The sequence below is a fragment of the Pseudomonas sp. BNK-44-b genome (assembly GCF_047456245.1).
Lineage (GTDB): Bacteria > Pseudomonadota > Gammaproteobacteria > Pseudomonadales > Pseudomonadaceae > Aquipseudomonas > Aquipseudomonas machongensis.
The window spans coordinates 877,191-895,752 of the sequence record NZ_CP179908.1; the positions used below are offsets into that span (position 1 = coordinate 877,191).

At 63.2% G+C, this 18,562-nt stretch carries 17 protein-coding genes; 12 read left to right on the forward strand and 5 right to left on the reverse strand.

Annotated elements, in window-relative coordinates:
* Position 1 precedes the first annotated feature (1 nt).
* Positions 2 to 496, reverse strand: coding sequence for a DUF6231 family protein (locus tag ACMGGG_RS04245; RefSeq protein WP_065863070.1), 495 nt, complete (start codon positions 494 to 496; stop codon positions 2 to 4).
* A 160-nt stretch (positions 497 to 656) separates the two neighbouring features.
* Here ACMGGG_RS04245 and ACMGGG_RS04250 point away from each other — a divergent pair, with 160 nt between their 5' ends.
* The 4 genes from ACMGGG_RS04250 to ACMGGG_RS04265 all read left to right on the forward strand — a co-directional run bounded on the left by ACMGGG_RS04250 (position 657) and on the right by ACMGGG_RS04265 (position 3,268).
* A complete protein-coding gene (locus tag ACMGGG_RS04250) occupies positions 657 to 1,352 on the forward strand; it encodes an OmpA family protein (RefSeq protein WP_112897621.1) in 696 nt (231 codons plus the stop codon).
* A gap of 57 nt (positions 1,353 to 1,409) precedes the next feature.
* Positions 1,410 to 2,132 carry an OmpA family protein gene (locus tag ACMGGG_RS04255; protein WP_414154926.1) on the forward strand — a complete coding sequence of 241 codons (723 nt, stop codon included), beginning with the start codon at positions 1,410 to 1,412 and terminating at the stop codon, positions 2,130 to 2,132.
* Between the two features lie 109 nt (positions 2,133 to 2,241).
* Positions 2,242 to 2,517, forward strand: coding sequence for a DUF1145 domain-containing protein (locus tag ACMGGG_RS04260; RefSeq protein ID WP_065863069.1), 276 nt, complete (start codon positions 2,242 to 2,244; stop codon positions 2,515 to 2,517).
* Positions 2,510 to 3,268, forward strand: a complete 759-nt coding sequence (locus tag ACMGGG_RS04265) for a hypothetical protein (RefSeq protein ID WP_054891765.1) — start codon at positions 2,510 to 2,512, stop codon at positions 3,266 to 3,268. The genes ACMGGG_RS04260 and ACMGGG_RS04265 overlap by 8 nt, the downstream gene beginning before the upstream one ends.
* Positions 3,269 to 3,337: 69 nt before the next feature.
* Here the strand turns inward: ACMGGG_RS04265 and ACMGGG_RS04270 are convergent, their stop codons facing one another.
* Positions 3,338 to 3,802 (reverse strand): CopD family protein, encoded by a 465-nt coding sequence (locus tag ACMGGG_RS04270; protein WP_197892719.1) that lies wholly within the window; start codon positions 3,800 to 3,802, stop codon positions 3,338 to 3,340.
* A gap of 98 nt (positions 3,803 to 3,900) precedes the next feature.
* Between ACMGGG_RS04270 and dinG the strand changes: the two genes are divergently transcribed.
* The 6 genes from dinG to ACMGGG_RS04300 all read left to right on the forward strand — a co-directional run bounded on the left by dinG (position 3,901) and on the right by ACMGGG_RS04300 (position 12,142).
* On the forward strand, positions 3,901 to 6,045 hold the full coding sequence (gene dinG, locus ACMGGG_RS04275; protein ID WP_414154927.1) for an ATP-dependent DNA helicase DinG: 2,145 nt from the start codon (positions 3,901 to 3,903) through the stop codon (positions 6,043 to 6,045).
* A 78-nt stretch (positions 6,046 to 6,123) separates the two neighbouring features.
* Positions 6,124 to 8,361, forward strand: a complete 2,238-nt coding sequence (locus tag ACMGGG_RS04280) for a beta-galactosidase (RefSeq protein WP_414154928.1) — start codon at positions 6,124 to 6,126, stop codon at positions 8,359 to 8,361.
* 145 nt (positions 8,362 to 8,506) lie between these two features.
* A complete protein-coding gene (locus ACMGGG_RS04285; RefSeq protein ID WP_063543479.1) occupies positions 8,507 to 9,652 on the forward strand; it encodes a serine hydrolase domain-containing protein in 1,146 nt (381 codons plus the stop codon).
* A 99-nt stretch (positions 9,653 to 9,751) separates the two neighbouring features.
* Positions 9,752 to 10,744, forward strand: a complete 993-nt coding sequence (locus ACMGGG_RS04290; RefSeq protein ID WP_112897625.1) for an OmpA family protein — start codon at positions 9,752 to 9,754, stop codon at positions 10,742 to 10,744.
* 20 nt (positions 10,745 to 10,764) lie between these two features.
* Positions 10,765 to 11,412 (forward strand): pyridoxamine 5'-phosphate oxidase, encoded by a 648-nt coding sequence (gene pdxH, locus ACMGGG_RS04295; protein WP_414154929.1) that lies wholly within the window; start codon positions 10,765 to 10,767, stop codon positions 11,410 to 11,412.
* A gap of 265 nt (positions 11,413 to 11,677) precedes the next feature.
* Positions 11,678 to 12,142, forward strand: a complete 465-nt coding sequence (locus ACMGGG_RS04300; protein WP_054891758.1) for a glycine zipper 2TM domain-containing protein — start codon at positions 11,678 to 11,680, stop codon at positions 12,140 to 12,142.
* A gap of 65 nt (positions 12,143 to 12,207) precedes the next feature.
* Here the strand turns inward: ACMGGG_RS04300 and nhaA are convergent, their stop codons facing one another.
* Complete coding sequence (gene nhaA / locus ACMGGG_RS04305; RefSeq protein ID WP_063543485.1) at positions 12,208 to 13,398, reverse strand: Na+/H+ antiporter NhaA; 1,191 nt, start codon at positions 13,396 to 13,398, stop codon at positions 12,208 to 12,210.
* Between the two features lie 475 nt (positions 13,399 to 13,873).
* Between nhaA and ACMGGG_RS04310 the strand changes: the two genes are divergently transcribed.
* Together ACMGGG_RS04310 and ACMGGG_RS04315 are read left to right on the forward strand one after the other, a co-directional pair.
* A complete protein-coding gene (locus tag ACMGGG_RS04310) occupies positions 13,874 to 15,145 on the forward strand; it encodes an OprO/OprP family phosphate-selective porin (protein WP_414154930.1) in 1,272 nt (423 codons plus the stop codon).
* 62 nt (positions 15,146 to 15,207) lie between these two features.
* Complete coding sequence (locus tag ACMGGG_RS04315) at positions 15,208 to 16,131, forward strand: ParB/Srx family N-terminal domain-containing protein (protein ID WP_414154931.1); 924 nt, start codon at positions 15,208 to 15,210, stop codon at positions 16,129 to 16,131.
* A 27-nt stretch (positions 16,132 to 16,158) separates the two neighbouring features.
* Here the strand turns inward: ACMGGG_RS04315 and ACMGGG_RS04320 are convergent, their stop codons facing one another.
* Entirely contained in the window at positions 16,159 to 17,772 is a 1,614-nt protein-coding gene (locus ACMGGG_RS04320) for an NAD(P)/FAD-dependent oxidoreductase (RefSeq protein WP_414154932.1), read from the reverse strand.
* A 103-nt stretch (positions 17,773 to 17,875) separates the two neighbouring features.
* The gene (locus ACMGGG_RS04325; protein WP_054891754.1) at positions 17,876 to 18,550 is read right to left on the reverse strand and encodes a COG3650 family protein; all 675 of its coding nucleotides are present in this window, start codon (positions 18,548 to 18,550) and stop codon (positions 17,876 to 17,878) included.
* Positions 18,551 to 18,562 lie beyond the last annotated feature (12 nt).

Sequence of the window (18,562 nt, forward strand, 5' to 3'; positions counted from 1 at the left end):
ATCACCACCAGTACTTGCCAAAGTTTTGCGGATTCGCCCAGAACTTGGCATTGAGCCAGTCCGGGACTTGCTTGTAGTCATGTAGATCATAGGTGAACAGGCTCAGTACCTGCTCGTCGCGACGGAATTTCTCGCTGGCCGACAGCGCCAGGGCGAAGAAGTCGGTGTCCTGCCAGCCACAGGCGGCCAGGTCGGCCAGCACCGCGACCTTGCTGGCATTCAGATTGCGAATGCCGCCGAGCAGTTCCAGCCCGCTGCGTTTGGGCAAGTGCTCGAGGCAATCGACCAGCACCGCGAGGTCGAAGCGTTGCGCCGCCAGGTCGGCAGGCAACGGACCGGGCGCAGCCACCGACAGTTGCACCGTCGGATGGGCTGCGGCGAAGGCCTCCAGGGCCGGGAAACGTGTGCCGACCAACAGCAGGCGCGCGGGTGCGAAGCGCTCGAGAAGGGCCGCCAGGGCCTGTTGGGGGGTACGCTGGGAAAAACCGTCGGTCATTGCCAATCCTCGTTCAGGTCGCTCAAGACTAGCGGTCCCAGCCCTGACGGCAAAGAGGCGCAGCATCGCGTCGTGGCTAATTGCTGGCAGAGAGGGAATAGGCGGTCTTTACTCCCAGAGCATCGGTTCTGCACCGATCCCCCTAGGAGAAGCAACGAAAATGAGCATAGTACGCACAGCGATACCCCTGGTTCTGCTCACCAGTGTGTTGACTGGTTGTGCAGGTTTGCAAAAAACCGACTGGCCGAAGTGTGCTGCCGTCGGGGGCGTGGGTGGCGCAGCCCTGGGCGCCATCGAAAGCTCCAGCTGGGCCGGCTGGGGCGCGTTGCTCGGCGGTGGCCTGGCGGCGGGCTACTGCTGGTCCCATGGCGATGGCGACGAAGATGGCGATGGCGTGCCCGACAGCCGCGACAAGTGCCCAGGCACCCCGCGTGGCGTGCAGGTCGATGCCAACGGCTGCCCACCCGAGCCGGTCGCCGTGGTCGAGGAAGTCGTCGTGGTCGAGAAGGAGGAAGTCATCGTCATCCGTGACGTGCACTTCGAGTTCGATTCCGCGCGCCTGACCGCAACCGACAAGGAACGCCTGAACACCATCGCCACGCGCCTGAAGCAGGAGGCACCCAGCGCTCGCCTGAGCGTGACCGGCCATACCGACAGCGTCGGCTCCGACAGCTACAACCAGAAGCTCTCCGAGCGTCGTGCCCATTCGGTGACCGACTATCTGGTGACCAGCGGCGTACCGCGCAGCAGCTTCGTTTCGGTAGTGGGAGCGGGCGAGACCCAGCCTGTGGCCGACAACGCCACGGCCGATGGCCGCGCCATGAACCGCCGCACCGAGATCAAGATCCAGCGCTGACCGCCCGCGCCCACGTCTTTAGCCGTGGCGTGGGCGCATTCACCGGGGATATGACCCATGAATACCTTGTCGAAGACGGCTGTGTCGCTGCTGCTGGCCTCCAGCCTGCTGAACGGGTGCGCCACCCACAGTGATGGCAGCGCCCCCCTCAATCAACGGACCTGGCCGGTCTGCAGCCTGCTCGGCGGGCTGGTTGGTGGCGGTCTGGGCGCGATCGAAAGCTCCAGCTGGGCGACCGGTGCCGGTGTTGCCGGAGCCATCGCCGGTGGCCTGATCTGTTACGCCCAGGATGGTGACGAAGATGGCGATGGTGTGTTCGACCGTCGTGATCGCTGCCCGGACACCCCCAAAGGTACGGCAGTCGACCACATGGGCTGCCCGCTCCCGCAGTATCCGCCTTCGACGCCCAAACCCGAGGCCCCAGCACCTGCGCCTGAGGTGATCACCCTCGACGATCAGGGCCAGGTGCTGTTTGCGTTCGACTCCGCGAAGCTGTCGGCCCCAGCCCAACAGCGCCTGCAAGCGCTGTTGCCGAAACTTGGCGACCCCAGCGTGACGGCCATCAGGGTGATCGGACATACCGATAGCGTAGGCGCCGACCACTATAACCGGGGCCTGTCCGAACGCCGCGCCGCCAGTGTTGCGCAGTACCTGATCGGGCAAGGGCTGTCGCCGGCCAAGGTGACCAGTCAAGGTCGCGGTGAAAGCGAGCCGGTGGCCGACAACGACACCGACGAAGGGCGAGCGCAGAACCGACGGGTGGAACTGCACCTGAACTGAATCGCCTCTGGCGCGCGCCCTGGCGCGGCGGTACTGTTGTGCGCACGGCCCGCTCGAACGGGCCGCGCGCACATAACAAAGACAGTACAAGACAGTCGGGGGGCGGGGTATGAAGTTCATCCTGGGCCTGGGCAAGGCCCTGACGGTGGTTTTCTGGTGGGTGGTGCTGGTCAATCTGTTGATGCCGCAACCGCTGCCGTTCAATCTGCTGATCAATGCGGCAGGCATCACGCTGCTGGGCTTGCATGTGCTGGAGGTGTTGTTCTTCAACGCCAGCCTGCGGGGGCGCAGCCATCGCTGGTTCGATCGCTTGCAGATCCTGCTGACCGGCATCTTCCATGTCATGTCCATTCCCCGTCCACAGGAGGCTTCGCGCCATGCGTAAGTTGATGTTGCTGGCCGCGCTGGCCACCCCGCTGGCCCAGGCCGAGAGTCTCGAAGTCGCTGCCCATTCGATGCTGCGCCTGCCGAACAAGGCGTCCAGCGTGCACCTGGAGCGCGTGCAGGTGGCTGATTCGGCGACCTTGCTGTTGCCCGCCACGCTCACCACATTGAAGATCGACCACCTCGAGTTGGGCCGTGACGCGCGCATCGCCATCGCTCCGGCGCAAAGTGCCTTGAGCATCGAAGCGAGCAGTGCCGTGCTGGGTGTCGGTAGTGAAATCAGCGCGCCGGGGGCGCCGGGCAGCTACGAGCGTGCGGCGCGTCCCGGTCGTGACCTCGACTTGCGCCTGCAAACGCTGGAGGCCGAGCAGCTGTCGATCGACGCCCGTGGCGGCGCCGGGGCACCGGGCTATGCCGGCCTCGATGGCGGCAATGGCACGGCCGGAGGGTGTACCTGGGGCACCGCCAGCCGTGGCGCGAACGGGGACAACGGGGGCAATGGGCATGACGGCGCGGCCGGAGGCCGGATTCGCCTGGCCCTGCCGGCAGACTTCCCGCAGGAGCGTATCCAGGTACGCCTCGATGGTGGTGCACCGGGCAAGCCGGGCGCTGCCGGCAAGGCCGGGCAGGGTGGTGCGAGCAAGGGGTGCCTTGTGTATCGCACCGAGGCCGGTGCCAACGGTCGTCCGGGCCTGCCAGGGCAACCGGGGCTTGCCGGTACCGCGGGGGAGTTGATTCTGCAGCGGCTTTGACGGGGAGCGTGTTGCGCTCTCAAGCGTTTGCATTCCCAAGGGCCGCGTTGCGGCCCCGAGTCAATGACTTCAGAACATGACGCGAGCGCTGGCCACTGCCACCACGGCAATGCCCAGCAGCAGGTTGATCCCCACCATCCGTCGGATCCTGCCCAGCACCCCGGCACCCGCCGGCCAGTCCTCGGCCTGCACCGCAGCGCGCAGTTCCGGCAGCAGCAGCGCCTGCACGCGCAGGAACAAGGCAAACATCACGATCCCGCCGCCCATCATCAGTTGTACATAGCGGGGCGCGGTCTCGAAGCCGGAAAATCGCAGGTGCAACATGCCGATACCACTTATCGCCAGCACCCCTATGGCCAGCCAGACCCATCCGAAGAAGCGTCGGAATACTTCCACCCACAACCGCAGCCGCGCGGGCCCTTCCAGCGCTGCGACCGTTGCTGGGCGCAGTACCAGCCAGGCGAAGAACATCCCGCCAACCCAGACAAGGGCGGCCAGGACATGCAGTGTGTAGGGCAGGGCAAAGGCAAGCATCCGGATCTCCATGCGGCACAAAGGGCAATAGCGGGGTATGATAGCCGCCCCATGCGAAACACTGAAAATATATCCAGCCCTTCGGGCGCCCGCAGACCATGATCAGCAACGAACTCAAAGCCACCATCCAGGGCGCCTATTCGCGTTTTCTCGAAGCCAAGAGCCTCAAGCCGCGTTACGGCCAGCGCCTGATGATCGCCGAAGTGGCCAAGGTACTCGGCGACATCGCCTGCGATGATGAAGGTCGCCGGGCAGGCGAACCTGCCGTGGTCGCGGTCGAGGCCGGCACCGGTACCGGCAAGACGGTCGCCTACAGCCTCGCCGCGATTCCCGCCGCCAAGGCCGCCGGCAAGCGCCTGGTGATCGCCACCGCCACCGTCGCCCTGCAGGAGCAGATCGTCTTCAAGGACCTCCCCGACCTGATGCGCAACAGCGGCCTGAACTTCAGCTTCGCTCTGGCCAAGGGGCGTGGGCGCTACTTGTGCCTGTCCAAGCTCGACGTGCTGCTGCAGGAGGGCCACGCCCAGTCGGCGACCGCCCAGCTGTTCGAAGAAGAAGGCTTCCACATCGAAGTCGACGAGCGCAGCCAGAAGCTGTTCAACAGCATGATCGAGAAACTTGCCGGCAATCGCTGGGACGGCGACCGCGACAGTTGGTCTGAAACCCTCGAGGACCAGGACTGGGCGCGCCTGACCACCGACCACAGCCAATGCACCGGCCGACATTGTCCGAACTTCCAGCAGTGCGTGTTCTACAAGGCGCGCGAAGGCATGGGCAAGGTCGATGTGATCGTCACCAACCACGACATGGTCCTGGCCGACCTGGCCCTGGGCGGTGGCGCGGTACTGCCCGACCCGCGCGACACGATGTACGTGTTCGACGAAGGCCATCACCTGCCAGACAAGGCCATCGGCCATTTCGCCCATTATTCGCGGCTGCGCTCCACGGCCGACTGGCTGGAGCAGACGGCCAAGAACCTCACCAAGCTGTTGGCCCAGCACCCGTTGCCAGGCGACCTGGGCAAGCTGATCGAGCAGGTGCCGGAGCTGGCGCGGGAAATCCGCACCCAGCAGCAGTTCATGTTCACCCTGTGCGAACAGGTTGCCGATTTCCGGCCCGGTGAAGACATGGAAGGGCGTGATCGTCCGCGCTACCGCTTCGAGGGGGGCGTCGTGCCGGAGCAGATCCGCGAGGTCGGCATCGAGCTGAAAAAGGGCTTCGCCCGCCTCAACGATCTGTTCACCCGGCTTGCCGACCTGTTAAAGGAAGGCATGGACGGTGAGGTCAATATCGGCATCGCCAGCCACCAGGCTGAAGAGTGGTACCCGCTGTTTAGCAGCCTGGTCACCCGTGCCCAGGGCAACTGGGAGCTGTGGACCGCCTTCACCGCCGAAGACCCTGAAGACAGCCCGCCCATGGCGCGTTGGCTGACACTGGCCGAAAGTGGGGCGCTGTTCGACATCGAGGTCAACGCCAGCCCGATTCTCGCCGCCGAAATGCTGCGCCGCAGCCTGTGGAGCGTTGCCCATGGTGCGCTGGTCACTTCGGCGACCCTGACTGCGCTGGGCAAGTTCGACCGCTTCCGCATGCGCTCCGGGCTGCCGCGTGATGCGGTGACCTGCGTCGTGCCCAGCCCATTCGTGCATGGCGATGCCGGCTTGCTGCGGGTGCCCGACCTGGGCGCCGACCCGCGCGATGCGGCGGGCCATACTGCGGCGATCATCCGCGAATTGCCGAACATCGTCGAAGACGCTCGTGGCGCGCTGGTGCTGTTCTCTTCGCGCAAGCAGATGCAGGACGTGTTCGATGGCCTGGACCGCGACTGGCGCAAGCTGGTGCTGATCCAGGGCAACCTGTCCAAGCAGGAGACGCTGAACAAGCACAAGGCCCGGGTCGATGACGGTCAGCACAGCGTGTTGTTTGGCCTGGCCAGTTTCGCCGAAGGTGTCGACCTGCCAGGTGCTTATTGCGAGCACGTGGTCATCGCCAAGATTCCGTTCGCCGTGCCGGACGACCCTGTCGAGGCGGCCCTGGCGGAGTGGATCGAGGCGCGTGGCGGTAACCCGTTCATGGAAATCGCCGTGCCCGACGCCTCCCTGCGCCTGATCCAGGCCTGCGGTCGTCTGCTGCGTACCGAGCAGGACCGGGGTGTCATCACCTTGCTCGATCGACGCCTGGTCACCCAGCGCTACGGCAAGGCTATTCTCAATGCGCTGCCGCCCTTCCGGCGGGAGATCCAGTAACGGCCGGAGCACGATGCCCGGCCCGTTGTCCATGACTCGACCAGGTCCATGAGGGCCTTGAAGGAGAGCCACGTCCACATGATCCGCCGTACCTTGCCCGTCGTTTTCACCTTGTTGTTCAGTACCCCGTTGCTGGCAGCCCAGCAGACGTTGTTCAGCTTCGTACGCCCGAGTTCGGTCGTCACCGTGACCACCGAAGACACGGGGATGCCGCAGTACAACGCGGAGCAAACAGCCGAAGGCGAAGTGCTGCGGCGCGTGGTATTCAACCCGGTGGAGCGTCCGACCTTGCGCCTCAGCCCGCAGGCAGGGACCTGGGACTGGTCGACAGGGCAGTTTCTGACGCTACGCCTGCAAAGTGCGATGGACTGGGCCTTGACCGTGGATGTCACGCTGCTGGGCAGCGATGGGCGTACGCTCACCAGCCGCATCGACCTGCCAGCGGGCCCGGCGCAAACAGTGATGGTGCCGCTCAAGGCCAGTTCTCCGTTGAGTCAGGGCATGCGTGCCGGTCCGCCGATGCCTTGGACGTACGAAGGGCAACGCGTGCTGTTGACCAGCAGCGCGGGCGAGATAGATCTCAAACAGGTGGTTTCGATCAGCCTGAGCATTCCCCGACCCAAGGTCGCGCAGAACCTGCTGATCGAAAAGGTCGGGATACAGGATGATGACCAGGCATACCGGGCGGCCTACGGCGATTTGATCGATGCCTATGGGCAGTCCACCCGAGGTCGCTGGCCGGAAAAAATCGTCAACGATGAGCAACTCAAGGCCGCCGATGCCCGTGAGCGCCAGCAACTCAAGGCCTGGCTGGCCGAGCGCGCGAAGCAGAAACTGGACACGTACGGCGGCCTGGTGGCCGGACCGACCTTCGAAGCCACCGGCTTCTTCCGCACTGAAAAGCGCGACGGCCGCTGGTTCCTGGTGACCCCGCAGGGGCACCCGTTCTACTCGCTGGGCGTCAACGCGGTGGCCGCCGATGGCGGGCGCACTTACGTCGCGGGCCGAGAATCGATGTTCAAAGGGTTGCCTGGGGAGGGCGACCCGCTCGCGGCGTTCTATGGCCAAGGCAACAATGACGACGGTAATGCGTCTTCCCTAGGGCGTGGCTTCAAGCAAGGGCGTTGGTATGACTTCTATGCTGCGAACCTGCAGCGCACCTATGGCAAGCCCTGCGCCCCCGCGCCCGAGGGGCAGCCTCTGGTGGACTGCCCGGCCGCCGGTGTCGATGCCGAGCGCTGGCAGGTGCACAGCCTCGATCGTTTGCAGGCCTGGGGGTTCAACACCCTGGGTAACTGGAGCGATCCGGCCCTGAGCCAGGCCAAGCGCATGCCGTACACCCTGCCGCTGTCGATCGTCGGTGACTATGCCAGTATCAGCACCGGCATGGACTGGTGGGGGCGCATGCCCGACCCGTTCGACCCGCGATTTGCCATGGCTACAGAACGTGCGGTGGCCATTGCCGCGCGGGATCATCGCGACGACCCGTGGCTGATCGGTTATTTCGCTGACAACGAACTGGCCTGGGCGGCGCCGGGCGATGATCCCAAGGCGCGGTATGGCCTGGCTTATGGCACCTTGCGCCTGACCACCGATGTGCCGGCCAAGCGCGCCTTCCTCAAGCAGTTGCGTGACAAGTACCGAAACCAGGAGGGGCTGTCGAAGGCTTGGGGTATCGAACTGAAAGCCTGGGAGCTCATGGAGGACCCCGGTTTCGAGGCGCCACTGCCCAACCCTGAGCACCCGGAAATCGAGCGCGACTATCAGTACTTCCAACAGGTGTTTGCACAGACCTACTTCAAGACCATCTCCGATGCGCTGAAATGGCATGCGCCCAACCATTTGTTGCTGGGTGGACGCTACGCCATCAGTACACCTGAGGCAGTGAAGGCCTGTGCCGAGTTCTGCGATGTGCTCAGCTTCAACTTCTATACCCTCAAGCCCGAGGACGGCTACGACTTCGCCCGGTTGGCCGAGCTGGACAAGCCGGTGCTGGTCTCGGAGTTCCAGTTCGGCTCCCGTGACCGTGGCCCGTTCTGGCCAGGGCCGCTCGAGGTCGCGCGTGAAGAGGACCGTGGGCCTGCCTACGGCAATTTCCTCAAGGCAGCCCTGGCTCAACCGATGATCGTGGGTGCTCACTGGTTCCAATACCTCGACCAGCCAGCCAGCGGGCGTTTGCTCGACGGGGAGAATGGGCATCTGGGCCTGGTCGGTATCACCGACGTGGCCTATCCGGGGTTTGTCGAGGCGGTAAGGCGGAGCAACCAGCAGGCGTTGGAGCAATTGCGCAGGGGGCTCGAGGTCAAGGCGCCCTGAGCACAGCAGTTGGGTTCCGGCCATTACTGGCCGCCTAACCTCTGGGGTTTTGCTTACAACCTTCCAGCCACATTCAGTAGGCAAACCCGCCAACTACTGAAACAATGCACGACTTTGTGAGACAGGTCGTACGGAGAGTAGGCGGGTGCAGATCCAGGGTCACTATGAGCTGAAGTTCGAAGCGGTGCGCGACGCGTTTGCCGCATTGTTCGATGATCCCCAGGAGCGTGGCGCGGCGCTGTGCATCCAGGTTGGTGGCGAAACCGTCATCGATCTTTGGGCGGGCAGCGCCGACAAGGACGGCCAGCAGGCCTGGCACAGCGATACCATCGCCAACCTGTTTTCCTGCACCAAGACCTTCACTGCTGTGACTGCGCTGCAATTGGTGGGCGAGGGCAAGCTGGCCCTGGACGTGCCGGTGACCCGTTATTGGCCGGAGTTTGGCCAGGCGGGCAAGGACGGCATTACCCTGCGCCAGTTGCTGAGCCACCGCGCCGGCCTGCCGGCAATCCGTGAGTTGTTGCCGGCCGAGGCCCTCTACGACTGGCAGGTCATGGTCGACGCCCTGGCGGCCGAAACGCCGTGGTGGACCCCTGGCAGCGAGCATGGCTATGCCGCCATCACCTATGGCTGGCTGATCGGCGAACTGATCCGCCGCGCCGATGGCCGTGGCCCGGGTGACTCGATCGTCGCGCGCACTGCGCGCCCGTTGGGCCTGGATTTTCATGTGGGGCTGGCCGATGAGGAGTTCCACCGCGTGGCGCATATCGCCCGTGGCAAGGGTAATCCTGGTGATGCCGCAGCCCAGCGTTTGCTGCAGGTCACCATGCGCGAGCCCGAGGCGTTGTCGACCCGCGCCTTCACCAATCCGCCAGCGATCCTCACCAGCACCAACAAACCCGAGTGGCGACGCATGCAGCAACCGGCTGCCAATGGCCACGGCAATGCCCGCAGCCTGGCGGGCTTCTATGCCGGCCTGCTCGATGGCAGCCTGCTGGAGTCCGAACTGCTCGATGAACTGACCCGCGAGCATAGCCTTGGGCAGGATCGCACCCTGTTGACCCAGACCCGTTTTGGCCTGGGCTGCATGCTCGACCAGCCGGATGTCGCCAACGCCACCTTCGGCCTGGGTGCTCGGGCTTTCGGTCATCCGGGGGCGGGTGGATCGGTCGGTTTCGCCGACCCCGAGCACGACGTGGCCTTCGGTTTCGTCACCAATACCCTGGGCCCCTACGTATTGATGGACCCCCGTGCGCAGAAACTGGTGCGGGTACTGGGTAATTGCCTTTGATCGGGTAATGCGGGTAATGCCCGATTCCTTTGACTATCCTCAATGCCAACGCCTCGTGTGTGTGGGCAAAATTTCTTTCTAATTCATGGTGTATCGCTGATGTCTTCACAAAAAACCTTAGCACTTGCCCTGTGCCTGGCCATGACCGGCTGCGCCAGCCACTCCCAGGACGCTTCGAAGGACGGCGGCCTCAGCTGGTGGCCCTTCGGTTCGGACAAGGTTGCCGAACAGGACGTGAAGGACGCGGTGACCGAGAAGGTCGTCCAGGCCGATGCCAAGTCTGAAAGCAGCAGCCGCTGGTGGTGGCCGTTCGGCTCGAGCGACAAGCAGGCCGAGGCGCCGGCAGTGCCCAAGATCGACCAGAAGGCCACCCAGGCCTGGCTGGACGAGTACGAACCGAAGCTGCGCGAGGCCGCCAAAGACAGCAAGCTTGAAATCGAACGTCGTGACAACGTGCTTGCGGTGACCCTGCCGGTCGACGGCTCCTACAACCCGGACCGCCCGAACATGCTGCTGCCGTCTTCTCTTGGCCCGATCACCCGTGTTGCCAAGATCGTCGAAGGCGACCCGAAGACTGCCGTGCTCGTACTTGGCCATGCCGATACCAGCGGTGTCGCCGTCGCCAACCAGAAGCTCAGCCTCGAGCGTGCCGCGTCGGTCTCGGCGATCTTCCGCTTGAGCGGCTTGCAGCGTGACCGCCTGACCCTCAAGGGCATGGGTGGCGTGATGCCACGCGCGGCCAATGACAGCGTCGAGGGTCGAGCCCTGAACCGCCGTGTGGAAATGCTGCTGACCCCGCAGAACACCATGGTCGCCTTGCTGGCCAAGTACCAGCAGGCAGCCCCGGCGCCGGTACCTGCGGCGATGGTTGCCACCCAGGATGCCAAGGCACCCGCCAAGGCCGCTGATGCCAAGCCCGCCGCGAAGAAGACTGTCGCCAAGGCCGCAGCCAAGCCCGCCGCGAAAAAGCCTGTCGCCAAGGCTGCAGCCAAGCCGGCCGCGAAAAAGCCGGCAACCAAGCCCGCAGCCAAGAAAGCGGCGCCTGCTGCCGACAAGAAAGTCGCCGCCAACAGCCCTGCGAAGACCAATTGATCGTCTAAGGAAACGCAGCCATGACTCAATCCCTGGCCGACATGCGGCGCGACTACACCCGTGATGGCCTGGCCGAGGCCCAGGCACCGAGTGAGCCGTTCGCACTGTTTCACCATTGGTTCGGCGACGCGGTGAAGACCGAACAGCCGCCCGTCGAGGCCAATGCCATGACCCTTGCCACGGTTGACGGCGAAGGGCGTCCGCATTGTCGGGTGCTGCTGCTCAAGGGGCTCGATGAGCGCGGATTCACGTTCTTCACCAACTATGAAAGCGCCAAGGGCCAGCAATTGCTGGTCAATCCGTTCGCTGCGATGACGTTCTTCTGGCCGGCGCTCGAGCGCCAGGTGCGCATCGAAGGGCGAGTGGAAAAAGTCAGCGCAAAAGAGTCGGACGACTACTACCAGGTACGTCCTCTGGGCAGTCGGCTGGGGGCCTGGGCCTCGCCACAGAGCCGAGTGATCGCCGATCGCGCAGCGCTCGAAGGTTTGGTCAAGGCTACCGAGGCGCGGTTCTCCGACACTCAGCCGCATTGCCCGGAACATTGGGGTGGCTACCGCTTGCTACCTGAGCGGATCGAGTTCTGGCAGGGGCGCTCCAGCCGCTTGCACGATCGCCTCAATTACCGGCTGGTCGATGGTCAGTGGCAGCGAGAGCGGTTGGCTCCGTGATTGCCAGGGGGCCGCTTGCGGCCCTCGCCATTACCCGGTAAGGCTTGATCTTCATCCCGCCTTCAGCGGCGAAAACACAGTCCAGCGCCCCCTGTCATTGCGACGATGAAGTAATCCACGACTATTCTTGGTCTCATTGGTGAAGTGGGCGGCAAGCTGCTTGGCGCCTGTACTCGAGCTGAATGAAAACAATTTAATAACGTTTGTGTCGTGACACCCATCAACACGGGGAGTCTAATGGACACCTGACTTATGGAGATTCCCCATGCGTAAATCCGTTTTGATGGTGGCAAGCTTCACCACCATGGCGCTGTTGCTCGGTGGCTGCCAGTCCAGCCTGACCGGTGACAGCTACTCTCGAGATGAAGCCCGTCGCGTGCAGACTGTGCGCATGGGCACGATCGAATCCCTGCGCCCGGTCAAGATCGAGGGTACCAAGACTCCGATCGGCGGTGGTGCCGGTGCCATTGTCGGTGGCGTCGCGGGCAGTGCCGTAGGGGGTGGTCGCGGCAGTATCGTTGCTGCGGTGATCGGTGCCGTGGCCGGCGGCCTGGCAGGCTCGGCCGCTGAAGAAGGCCTGACCCGCACCCAAGGCGTTGAAATTACCGTGCGTGAAGACGACGGCAGCATGCGCGCCTATGTGCAGCAAGTGCAGCAGAACGAGATCTTCCGCGTTGGTGAACGTGTGCGCATCATGACCGTCGATGGCACCAGCCGCGTCACTCACTGATTTCGCAGCGCAAAGAAAACCCCGATCCGGCGAGGCCGGTCGGGGTTTTTTTGTGCCTGATGCTATCAGCTGGTTGCAACCGATACTTGTCGCTTGCGGCTGGCCGCCGCAGTCACGGCATAGCCGATCAACGCCGCGAAGAGCGAGCCGGTGAGGATACCCATGCGGTCCTCCCCGGCATACTCGCTGACCCCGGATGGGAAGGCCAGGGAGCCAACGAACAGGCTCATGGTGAAACCGATACCGCACAGAATCGCGACGCCAAACACCTGGCCCCAGTTGGCGCCCGCGGGCAGGGCGGCCAGGCGCAGCTTGATGGCCATCCAGGTCAGGCCGAACACACCAACCGTCTTACCCAGCAGCAATCCGATGGCGATGCCCATGGGCACCGAATGCGTGAAGCTCTCCGCGCTGGCATTGGTCAGCGATACTCCAGCATTGGCGAACGCGAACAGCGGCAGGATCGCGTAGGCCACCCAGGGGTGTAGCGCGTGCTCCAGGGTGAGCAGTGGAGAGGCATTTTTCTTGTCGCCAGTGCCCAGGGGAATGAACATTGCCAGCGCCACGCCGGCGAGGGTGGCATGGACGCCGCTCTTCAGCACGCAGACCCAAAGCACCAGCCCGACGATCAGGTAGGGTGCAAGCTTCTTCACCCCGAGGCGGTTCATGCCCAACAGTGCCAGCAGACAAGCTCCGGCAAGCATCAATGCCATGTTCGAAAGCTCGCCGGAATAGAACAGGGCGATGATGATGATCGCGCCGAGGTCGTCGATGATCGCCAGGGTCATCAGGAACAGTTTGAGCGATACCGGCACACGCTTGCCGAGCAGCGCCAGCACGCCAAGGGCGAACGCGATGTCGGTCGCGGTAGGGATGGCCCAGCCTGCCAGTGTGGCGGGGTTGTCACGGTTGATGAACCAGTAGATCAGCGCCGGTACCAGCATGCCGCCGACCGCCGCAGTGGCAGGAAGAATGATCTGCGAGGGCTTGGACAACTGGCCTTCGAGTACCTCGCGCTTGACCTCCAGGCCGATCAGCAGGAAGAACAGCGCCATCAGGCCATCGTTGATCCACAACAGCAGCGGTTTGGCGATCTGCAGGGCACCGATCTGCACCGCGACAGGAACGTCGAGAAAGCCCATGTACAGGTGCGACAGGGGTGAGTTGTTGACGATCAGGGCAATGACCGCCGCGATGATGAGCAGCAGGCCGCTGGCAGACTCCAGCTGCAGGAAACGATTGATAAGGCTGCGCACGGGCGAGCGTCTCCAGTACGTATTTGAACGGAACGGGCGTACACCCTAACGTGCGGCGATATTCTTTAAAACAAAAACTATATTCTTTTTTGTTATAAATAATTGCGCTTTGGCTATCTGACTCCTGGGCGGAGGTATCCCTCTGGATTCTACGAATATTCAGCCGACTGCCGAGCCGTTTCACCGTTGAAATCTGCGCTGGAACGCTTTTCTTCCAAACAAGCGTCACGGAGGGGGACTTGGGGAATGCGCATTGGCCTACATCCTGCTCGGATCGTTCACCCGCTCTCTACAGAATTGGGTGTCTGCCTCTTAAGAATATGGCTGGTGAAATTTCAAAAAATCCCATTAATTGTTTGATTTTATTAGCTAATTATTTCCAGGAAACCTAATTGTAATGCGCTCCCAACAGGCTCTGCTGCCACCGATCGGCTGTGGTCCGGCGGTAGAAAACCATTACATTGGGAGAAGTTGCATGAACGCTATTCACCGCCTGGCAAGCTGTCGTTTCGGATGTGCTGCGGGCGTTCTGGGATTGATGATCAGCACCCAGGCAGCAGCCGGTACCGTCACGACCGATGGGGCTGATATCGTCATCAAGACCAAGGGGGGGCTTGAAGTTGCCACGACCGACAAGCAATTCGCTTTCCAGATAGGTGGCCTGTTGCAGGCTGACTACAGTGAGTTCGACGGTCTCTATAGCAAGAACGGCAAGCGCGCGAACGAGGCTTTCCTGCGTCGTGCCAGGTTGGAGCTCAATGGCAAGGCCTATGGTGATTGGTCCTATGAGTTCTCCATCGATTTCGCCGACGACGGTGCGACGTCATGGAAGGAAGCCTCTGTCAGCTACCTGGCGCTGGAGCCGGTGACGATCAAGGTGGGGCGTTTTGATCCCGACTTCGGGCTGGAGCAAGCTACCAGTTCCAAATGGACAACCGCCATGGAGCGTAGCCTGCTCGGCGATCTGGCCCCGTGGGTAGCCGACCATGCAGACGGCATGGGCGTGCAATTGAGCGCCAGCACCGATCTGTTCTATGGCGTCGCCAGTGTCAATCGCCCCAAGGGGCAGGAAGACAAGAACGGCAAGAACACCAACACCTATAACCTCCGCGCCGTCGTCGCTCCTTGGGCCGAGCCTGGCAATGTGCTGCACTTTGGTGTCAATTACGCCATGAGTGATATCGACAACGTTGCCAGCAACGGCCGTATCCGTTCACGCCTTGGGGCGCGCGCAACTTCCGAAGACGCCGTCAACGGTAACCGCGTGGACCTTGCTCCCGGCGTTGCCGGAGCCTACGACGGTGATGCGGTCTGGGGCCTGGAAGCCGCCTGGGCGCAGGGGGCTTTGTCGGTGCAGGCCGAGTACCTGCGCCGGGATCTCGATGCAGTATCGGATACCAGGCGCAATGATCGAAAAGCTGAGGGGTACTACGGCCAGTTGGCCTACACCCTCACTGGCGAGCCTCGGGGTTACAAACTCAACGGTGGCAAGTTCGACAAGGTCAAGCCGTCCGACAAGCAACTGGGGGCCTGGGAGGTCTTCTACCGCTTCGATGCCGCGCGAGTCGAAGAGCGCGGTTACCTGGATAACCGGGCGAAGCTGCACACCTTGGGCGTCAACTGGTATGTAAATGATCAGGTCAAGGTTTCGGCCAATTATGTGAAAACAAACGTCGATGGCATCAGCAACCAGGCCGGTGATGACTCTGGCGACGCCGTGGCGATGCGCCTGCAGTATGTTTTCTGAGCCCTGCACCAGACATGTAGCAGCCCCGGTGCTCCGGGGCTTGCCTGACCGCGAGGAATACCATGATCCGCTTCTGCACTACCGTTTTAGCGCTGTTTCTGCTCTGTGCCCAAGTCCGAGCCGATGGCGAGCCTGCCCGCATCGGACAGTTGCTGGAGGTCAGCATCGAGCAATTGCACCCAACCCAGGCTGTCATCGGATTCGATCAGATCTATTACAAGCTGGGTCGTTATGCCGCCGAGCCGAAAAGGGCCTTCGATGACTATTGTGAAGTCAACGGGCAGGGCGAGGCTCGCGCGGTGGGCAAAGGCGCCGAGTTGAGCAATCCCGACAGCTTTGCCTGTGAGGCTCCCATAGGTACTCGCAAGGCCGACATGAAGACGGTCGTCGTCGGCCCGGACGGGCGCCTTTATCTCACAGATGGTCACCATGGTTTCACCAGCCTCGCCGAGTGGGCCGGTCGTGGCTTGAAGGTCTGGGTGAGAGTTACCGACGATTTCAGCGACAGCACCGACCTTGCGCAGTTCTGGCAGCGCATGCAGCAGGCCCGCAAGACCTGGCTGCGCGACGCTGACGGCAAGCCGATCAAACCTGACCAGTTACCCGCCCATGTTGGCTTGAGTGATATGGCCGATGACCCGTATCGGTCCCTGGTGTACTTCGCCCGCAAGGTTGGCTACGACAAACCGCGCTCAGGTGGCGTGGCGCCTGAGTTTCTCGAGTTCTACTGGGGCAACTGGCTGCGGGAAACGTTGCCGCTGGCAGCTTTCGATCTTGATGAGCGCAGCGGTTATCGGCAGGCGGTTGGCGCAGCCGCCAGGTTGATGGTGACGCTGGCCCCAGACGAAGTTGTTGGCGACAGCGGCTTCACTGCGCGCCAACTGGGTGGTTATCACAGCGTTGACCGCAAGGAACTGGACAAGACTGCGAGCCGCAAGCTGGGCTATGTGGCCGAGTACCGCAAGAACCGCAGTACTCGGCAATAGCCCGTGCAACTGCCCTGGCTCGGGGCGTCAGGCCTCGATTCCCAGCATGTCGCGCGCGACCGCTTCGGCGATCCGAATGCCATCGACGCCCGCAGACAGGATGCCGCCGGCATAGCCTGCCCCTTCACCGGCCGGGAACAGCCCCTTGAGGTTCAGGCTCTGGTAGTCCTCGCCACGGGTAATGCGCAACGGCGACGAGGTACGTGTCTCGATGCCGGTCAGCACTGCATCGTGCAGGTTGTAGCCCTTGATCTGGCGATCGAAGGCCGGTAGCGCTTCGCGAATCGCCTCGATGGCGAAGTCGGGCAGGCTGGGGGCCAGGTCACCGAGGGTGACGCCTGGTTTGTAGGAAGGTTCGACGCTGCCCAGCGCCGTGGACGCACGACCTGCGACGAAATCACCGACCAGTTGCGCCGGCGCCTGGTAGTTGCTGCCGCCCATGACATAGGCATGGGCTTCCAGGCGTTCCTGCAACTCGATGCCGGCCAGCGGGCCGCCCGGGTAGTCACGCTCAGGGTCGATGCCCACGACGATGCCCGAGTTGGCATTGCGCTCATTGCGCGAATACTGGCTCATGCCGTTGGTGACTACCCGCCCCGGCTCGCTGGTGGCGGCGACCACGGTACCGCCCGGGCACATGCAGAAGCTGTAGACCGAGCGGCCGTTCTTGGCGTGGTAGACCAGTTTGTAGTCGGCGGCGCCGAGTTTGGGGTGCCCGGCGTACTTGCCCAGGCGCGCCTTGTCGATCAGCGATTGCGGATGCTCGATACGGAAGCCCACCGAGAAGGGCTTGGCCTCCATGAACACGCCCCTGGCGTGGAGCATACGGAAGGTGTCGCGGGCACTGTGCCCCAGGGCCAGCACCACATGGCGCGAATGCAGCTGTTCGCCGCTTTCCAGAACGACGCCGGTGAGCTGTTGGCCATCGACCAGCAGGTCGGTGACCTTCTCCTGGAAGCGGATTTCACCGCCCAGGGCAATGATCTCCTCACGCATCTTCTCGACCATGCTGGTCAGGCGGAAGGTGCCGATGTGCGGCTTGTTGATGTAGAGGATTTCCTCCGGTGCGCCTGCCTTGACGAATTCTTCGAGCACCTTGCGGCCATGGTGCTGCGGGTCCTTGATCTGGCTGTACAGCTTGCCGTCGGAGAAGGTGCCGGCGCCGCCTTCGCCGAACTGCACGTTGGATTCGGGGTTGAGCACGCTCTTGCGCCACAGGCCCCAGGTATCCTTGGTGCGCTGGCGTACTTCCTTGCCGCGCTCGAGCACGATCGGCTTGAAGCCCATCTGCGCCAGCAGCAGGCCTGCAAAGATGCCGCACGGGCCGAAGCCGACCACGATCGGACGTTGCTGAAGATCGGCCGGGGCATGCCCGACGAACTTGTAGCTGACGTCCGGCGCCACGCTGATATTGCGATCATCGGCGAACCTGTGCAGAAGCTCGGCTTCGTTGCTGGCTTCAAGGTCGATTGTGTAGATGAACAGCAGTTCGCTGTTCTTCTTGCGTGCGTCGTAGCTGCGCTTGAACAGGTTGAAGCCGAGCAGTTGCTCGTCGCGGATCCCCAGGCGCTGGACGATAGCCTCGCGCAAGGCTTCGTCGGGATGGTCCAGGGGCAGCTTCAGTTCGGTGATTCGTAGCATGGCAGGGTCCAGTATCCCGGCCATGGGCGGCCGGCGGCTTTACTCAAACCGCCAAGTATAAGCTGTTCGCCGCCCCGACTGGCAGGATAAAAGTACCCGATGATCAGTTGTCGCGCGCACCGCCGTAGTAGGCACAGCCTTGCAGGGCCTGGCCATCGATGCGCAGTTCGGCGCGCAGGTGACGCACGGCACCGGTGCCAGGCTCGACACAACGCTGCGGCGCGACCCACAGCTCGACGCGCTGGCCGTTGGCTTCGCTGGACAGGCTCAGGCCGCCGCCGGGCATCTGCTCTTCGAGGAAGGGCAGCGGCAGCGGATCCTTGCCTTCACGGTTGATCACCATGCCCTTGCCGCTGGCCTTGATGTCCCAGTCGGGTGCGTGCCCGCCAGCACGCAGGGTCAGTTGCTTGAAGTTGGGGTCTTCGCAGGCACTGGCGGAGGCTTCGACTCGGTACAGCCGGGTAACGTCCAGCTGGCCGTCACTGTTGGCCTCGCGACTGCCGGCCAGGCGCCCGCGGATATCGGCGAACAGCGTGGTCTTGGGGCCACTGGCGAGGTTGGCGGCTTCCTGCAGGATGCCGGTTCCAGCGGCATCCTTGACCACGAAGCGACGTGCCTCGCTGCAGGGCTTGAACAGCAACTGGCCATTGGCTGCACTGAGTTCGCCTTGCATGCGGGTAGTGCCGACGTTCGGGTCGCTTGGTTGTTCGGCGAGCATCTGGCAGCCGGCGAACAGGGGCAGCAGGGCGGCGAGCAGCAGGGGAGGGGTGAGACGCATCGTGCGGACTCC

Bases quoted from the DNA above. Each gene is read 5' to 3' on its own strand.
- ACMGGG_RS04245 (WP_065863070.1), bottom strand. From the start codon at position 496: ATGACCGACGGTTTTTCCCAGCGTACCCCCCAACAGGCCCTGGCGGCC.
- ACMGGG_RS04250 (WP_112897621.1), top strand. From the start codon at position 657: ATGAGCATAGTACGCACAGCGATACCCCTGGTTCTGCTCACCAGTGTG.
- ACMGGG_RS04255 (WP_414154926.1), top strand. From the start codon at position 1,410: ATGAATACCTTGTCGAAGACGGCTGTGTCGCTGCTGCTGGCCTCCAGC.
- ACMGGG_RS04260 (WP_065863069.1), top strand. From the start codon at position 2,242: ATGAAGTTCATCCTGGGCCTGGGCAAGGCCCTGACGGTGGTTTTCTGG.
- ACMGGG_RS04265 (WP_054891765.1), top strand. From the start codon at position 2,510: ATGCGTAAGTTGATGTTGCTGGCCGCGCTGGCCACCCCGCTGGCCCAG.
- ACMGGG_RS04270 (WP_197892719.1), bottom strand. From the start codon at position 3,802: ATGCTTGCCTTTGCCCTGCCCTACACACTGCATGTCCTGGCCGCCCTT.
- dinG (WP_414154927.1), top strand. From the start codon at position 3,901: ATGATCAGCAACGAACTCAAAGCCACCATCCAGGGCGCCTATTCGCGT.
- ACMGGG_RS04280 (WP_414154928.1), top strand. From the start codon at position 6,124: ATGATCCGCCGTACCTTGCCCGTCGTTTTCACCTTGTTGTTCAGTACC.
- ACMGGG_RS04290 (WP_112897625.1), top strand. From the start codon at position 9,752: ATGTCTTCACAAAAAACCTTAGCACTTGCCCTGTGCCTGGCCATGACC.
- pdxH (WP_414154929.1), top strand. From the start codon at position 10,765: ATGACTCAATCCCTGGCCGACATGCGGCGCGACTACACCCGTGATGGC.
- ACMGGG_RS04300 (WP_054891758.1), top strand. From the start codon at position 11,678: ATGCGTAAATCCGTTTTGATGGTGGCAAGCTTCACCACCATGGCGCTG.
- ACMGGG_RS04310 (WP_414154930.1), top strand. From the start codon at position 13,874: ATGAACGCTATTCACCGCCTGGCAAGCTGTCGTTTCGGATGTGCTGCG.
- ACMGGG_RS04315 (WP_414154931.1), top strand. From the start codon at position 15,208: ATGATCCGCTTCTGCACTACCGTTTTAGCGCTGTTTCTGCTCTGTGCC.
- ACMGGG_RS04320 (WP_414154932.1), bottom strand. From the start codon at position 17,772: ATGCTACGAATCACCGAACTGAAGCTGCCCCTGGACCATCCCGACGAA.
- ACMGGG_RS04325 (WP_054891754.1), bottom strand. From the start codon at position 18,550: ATGCGTCTCACCCCTCCCCTGCTGCTCGCCGCCCTGCTGCCCCTGTTC.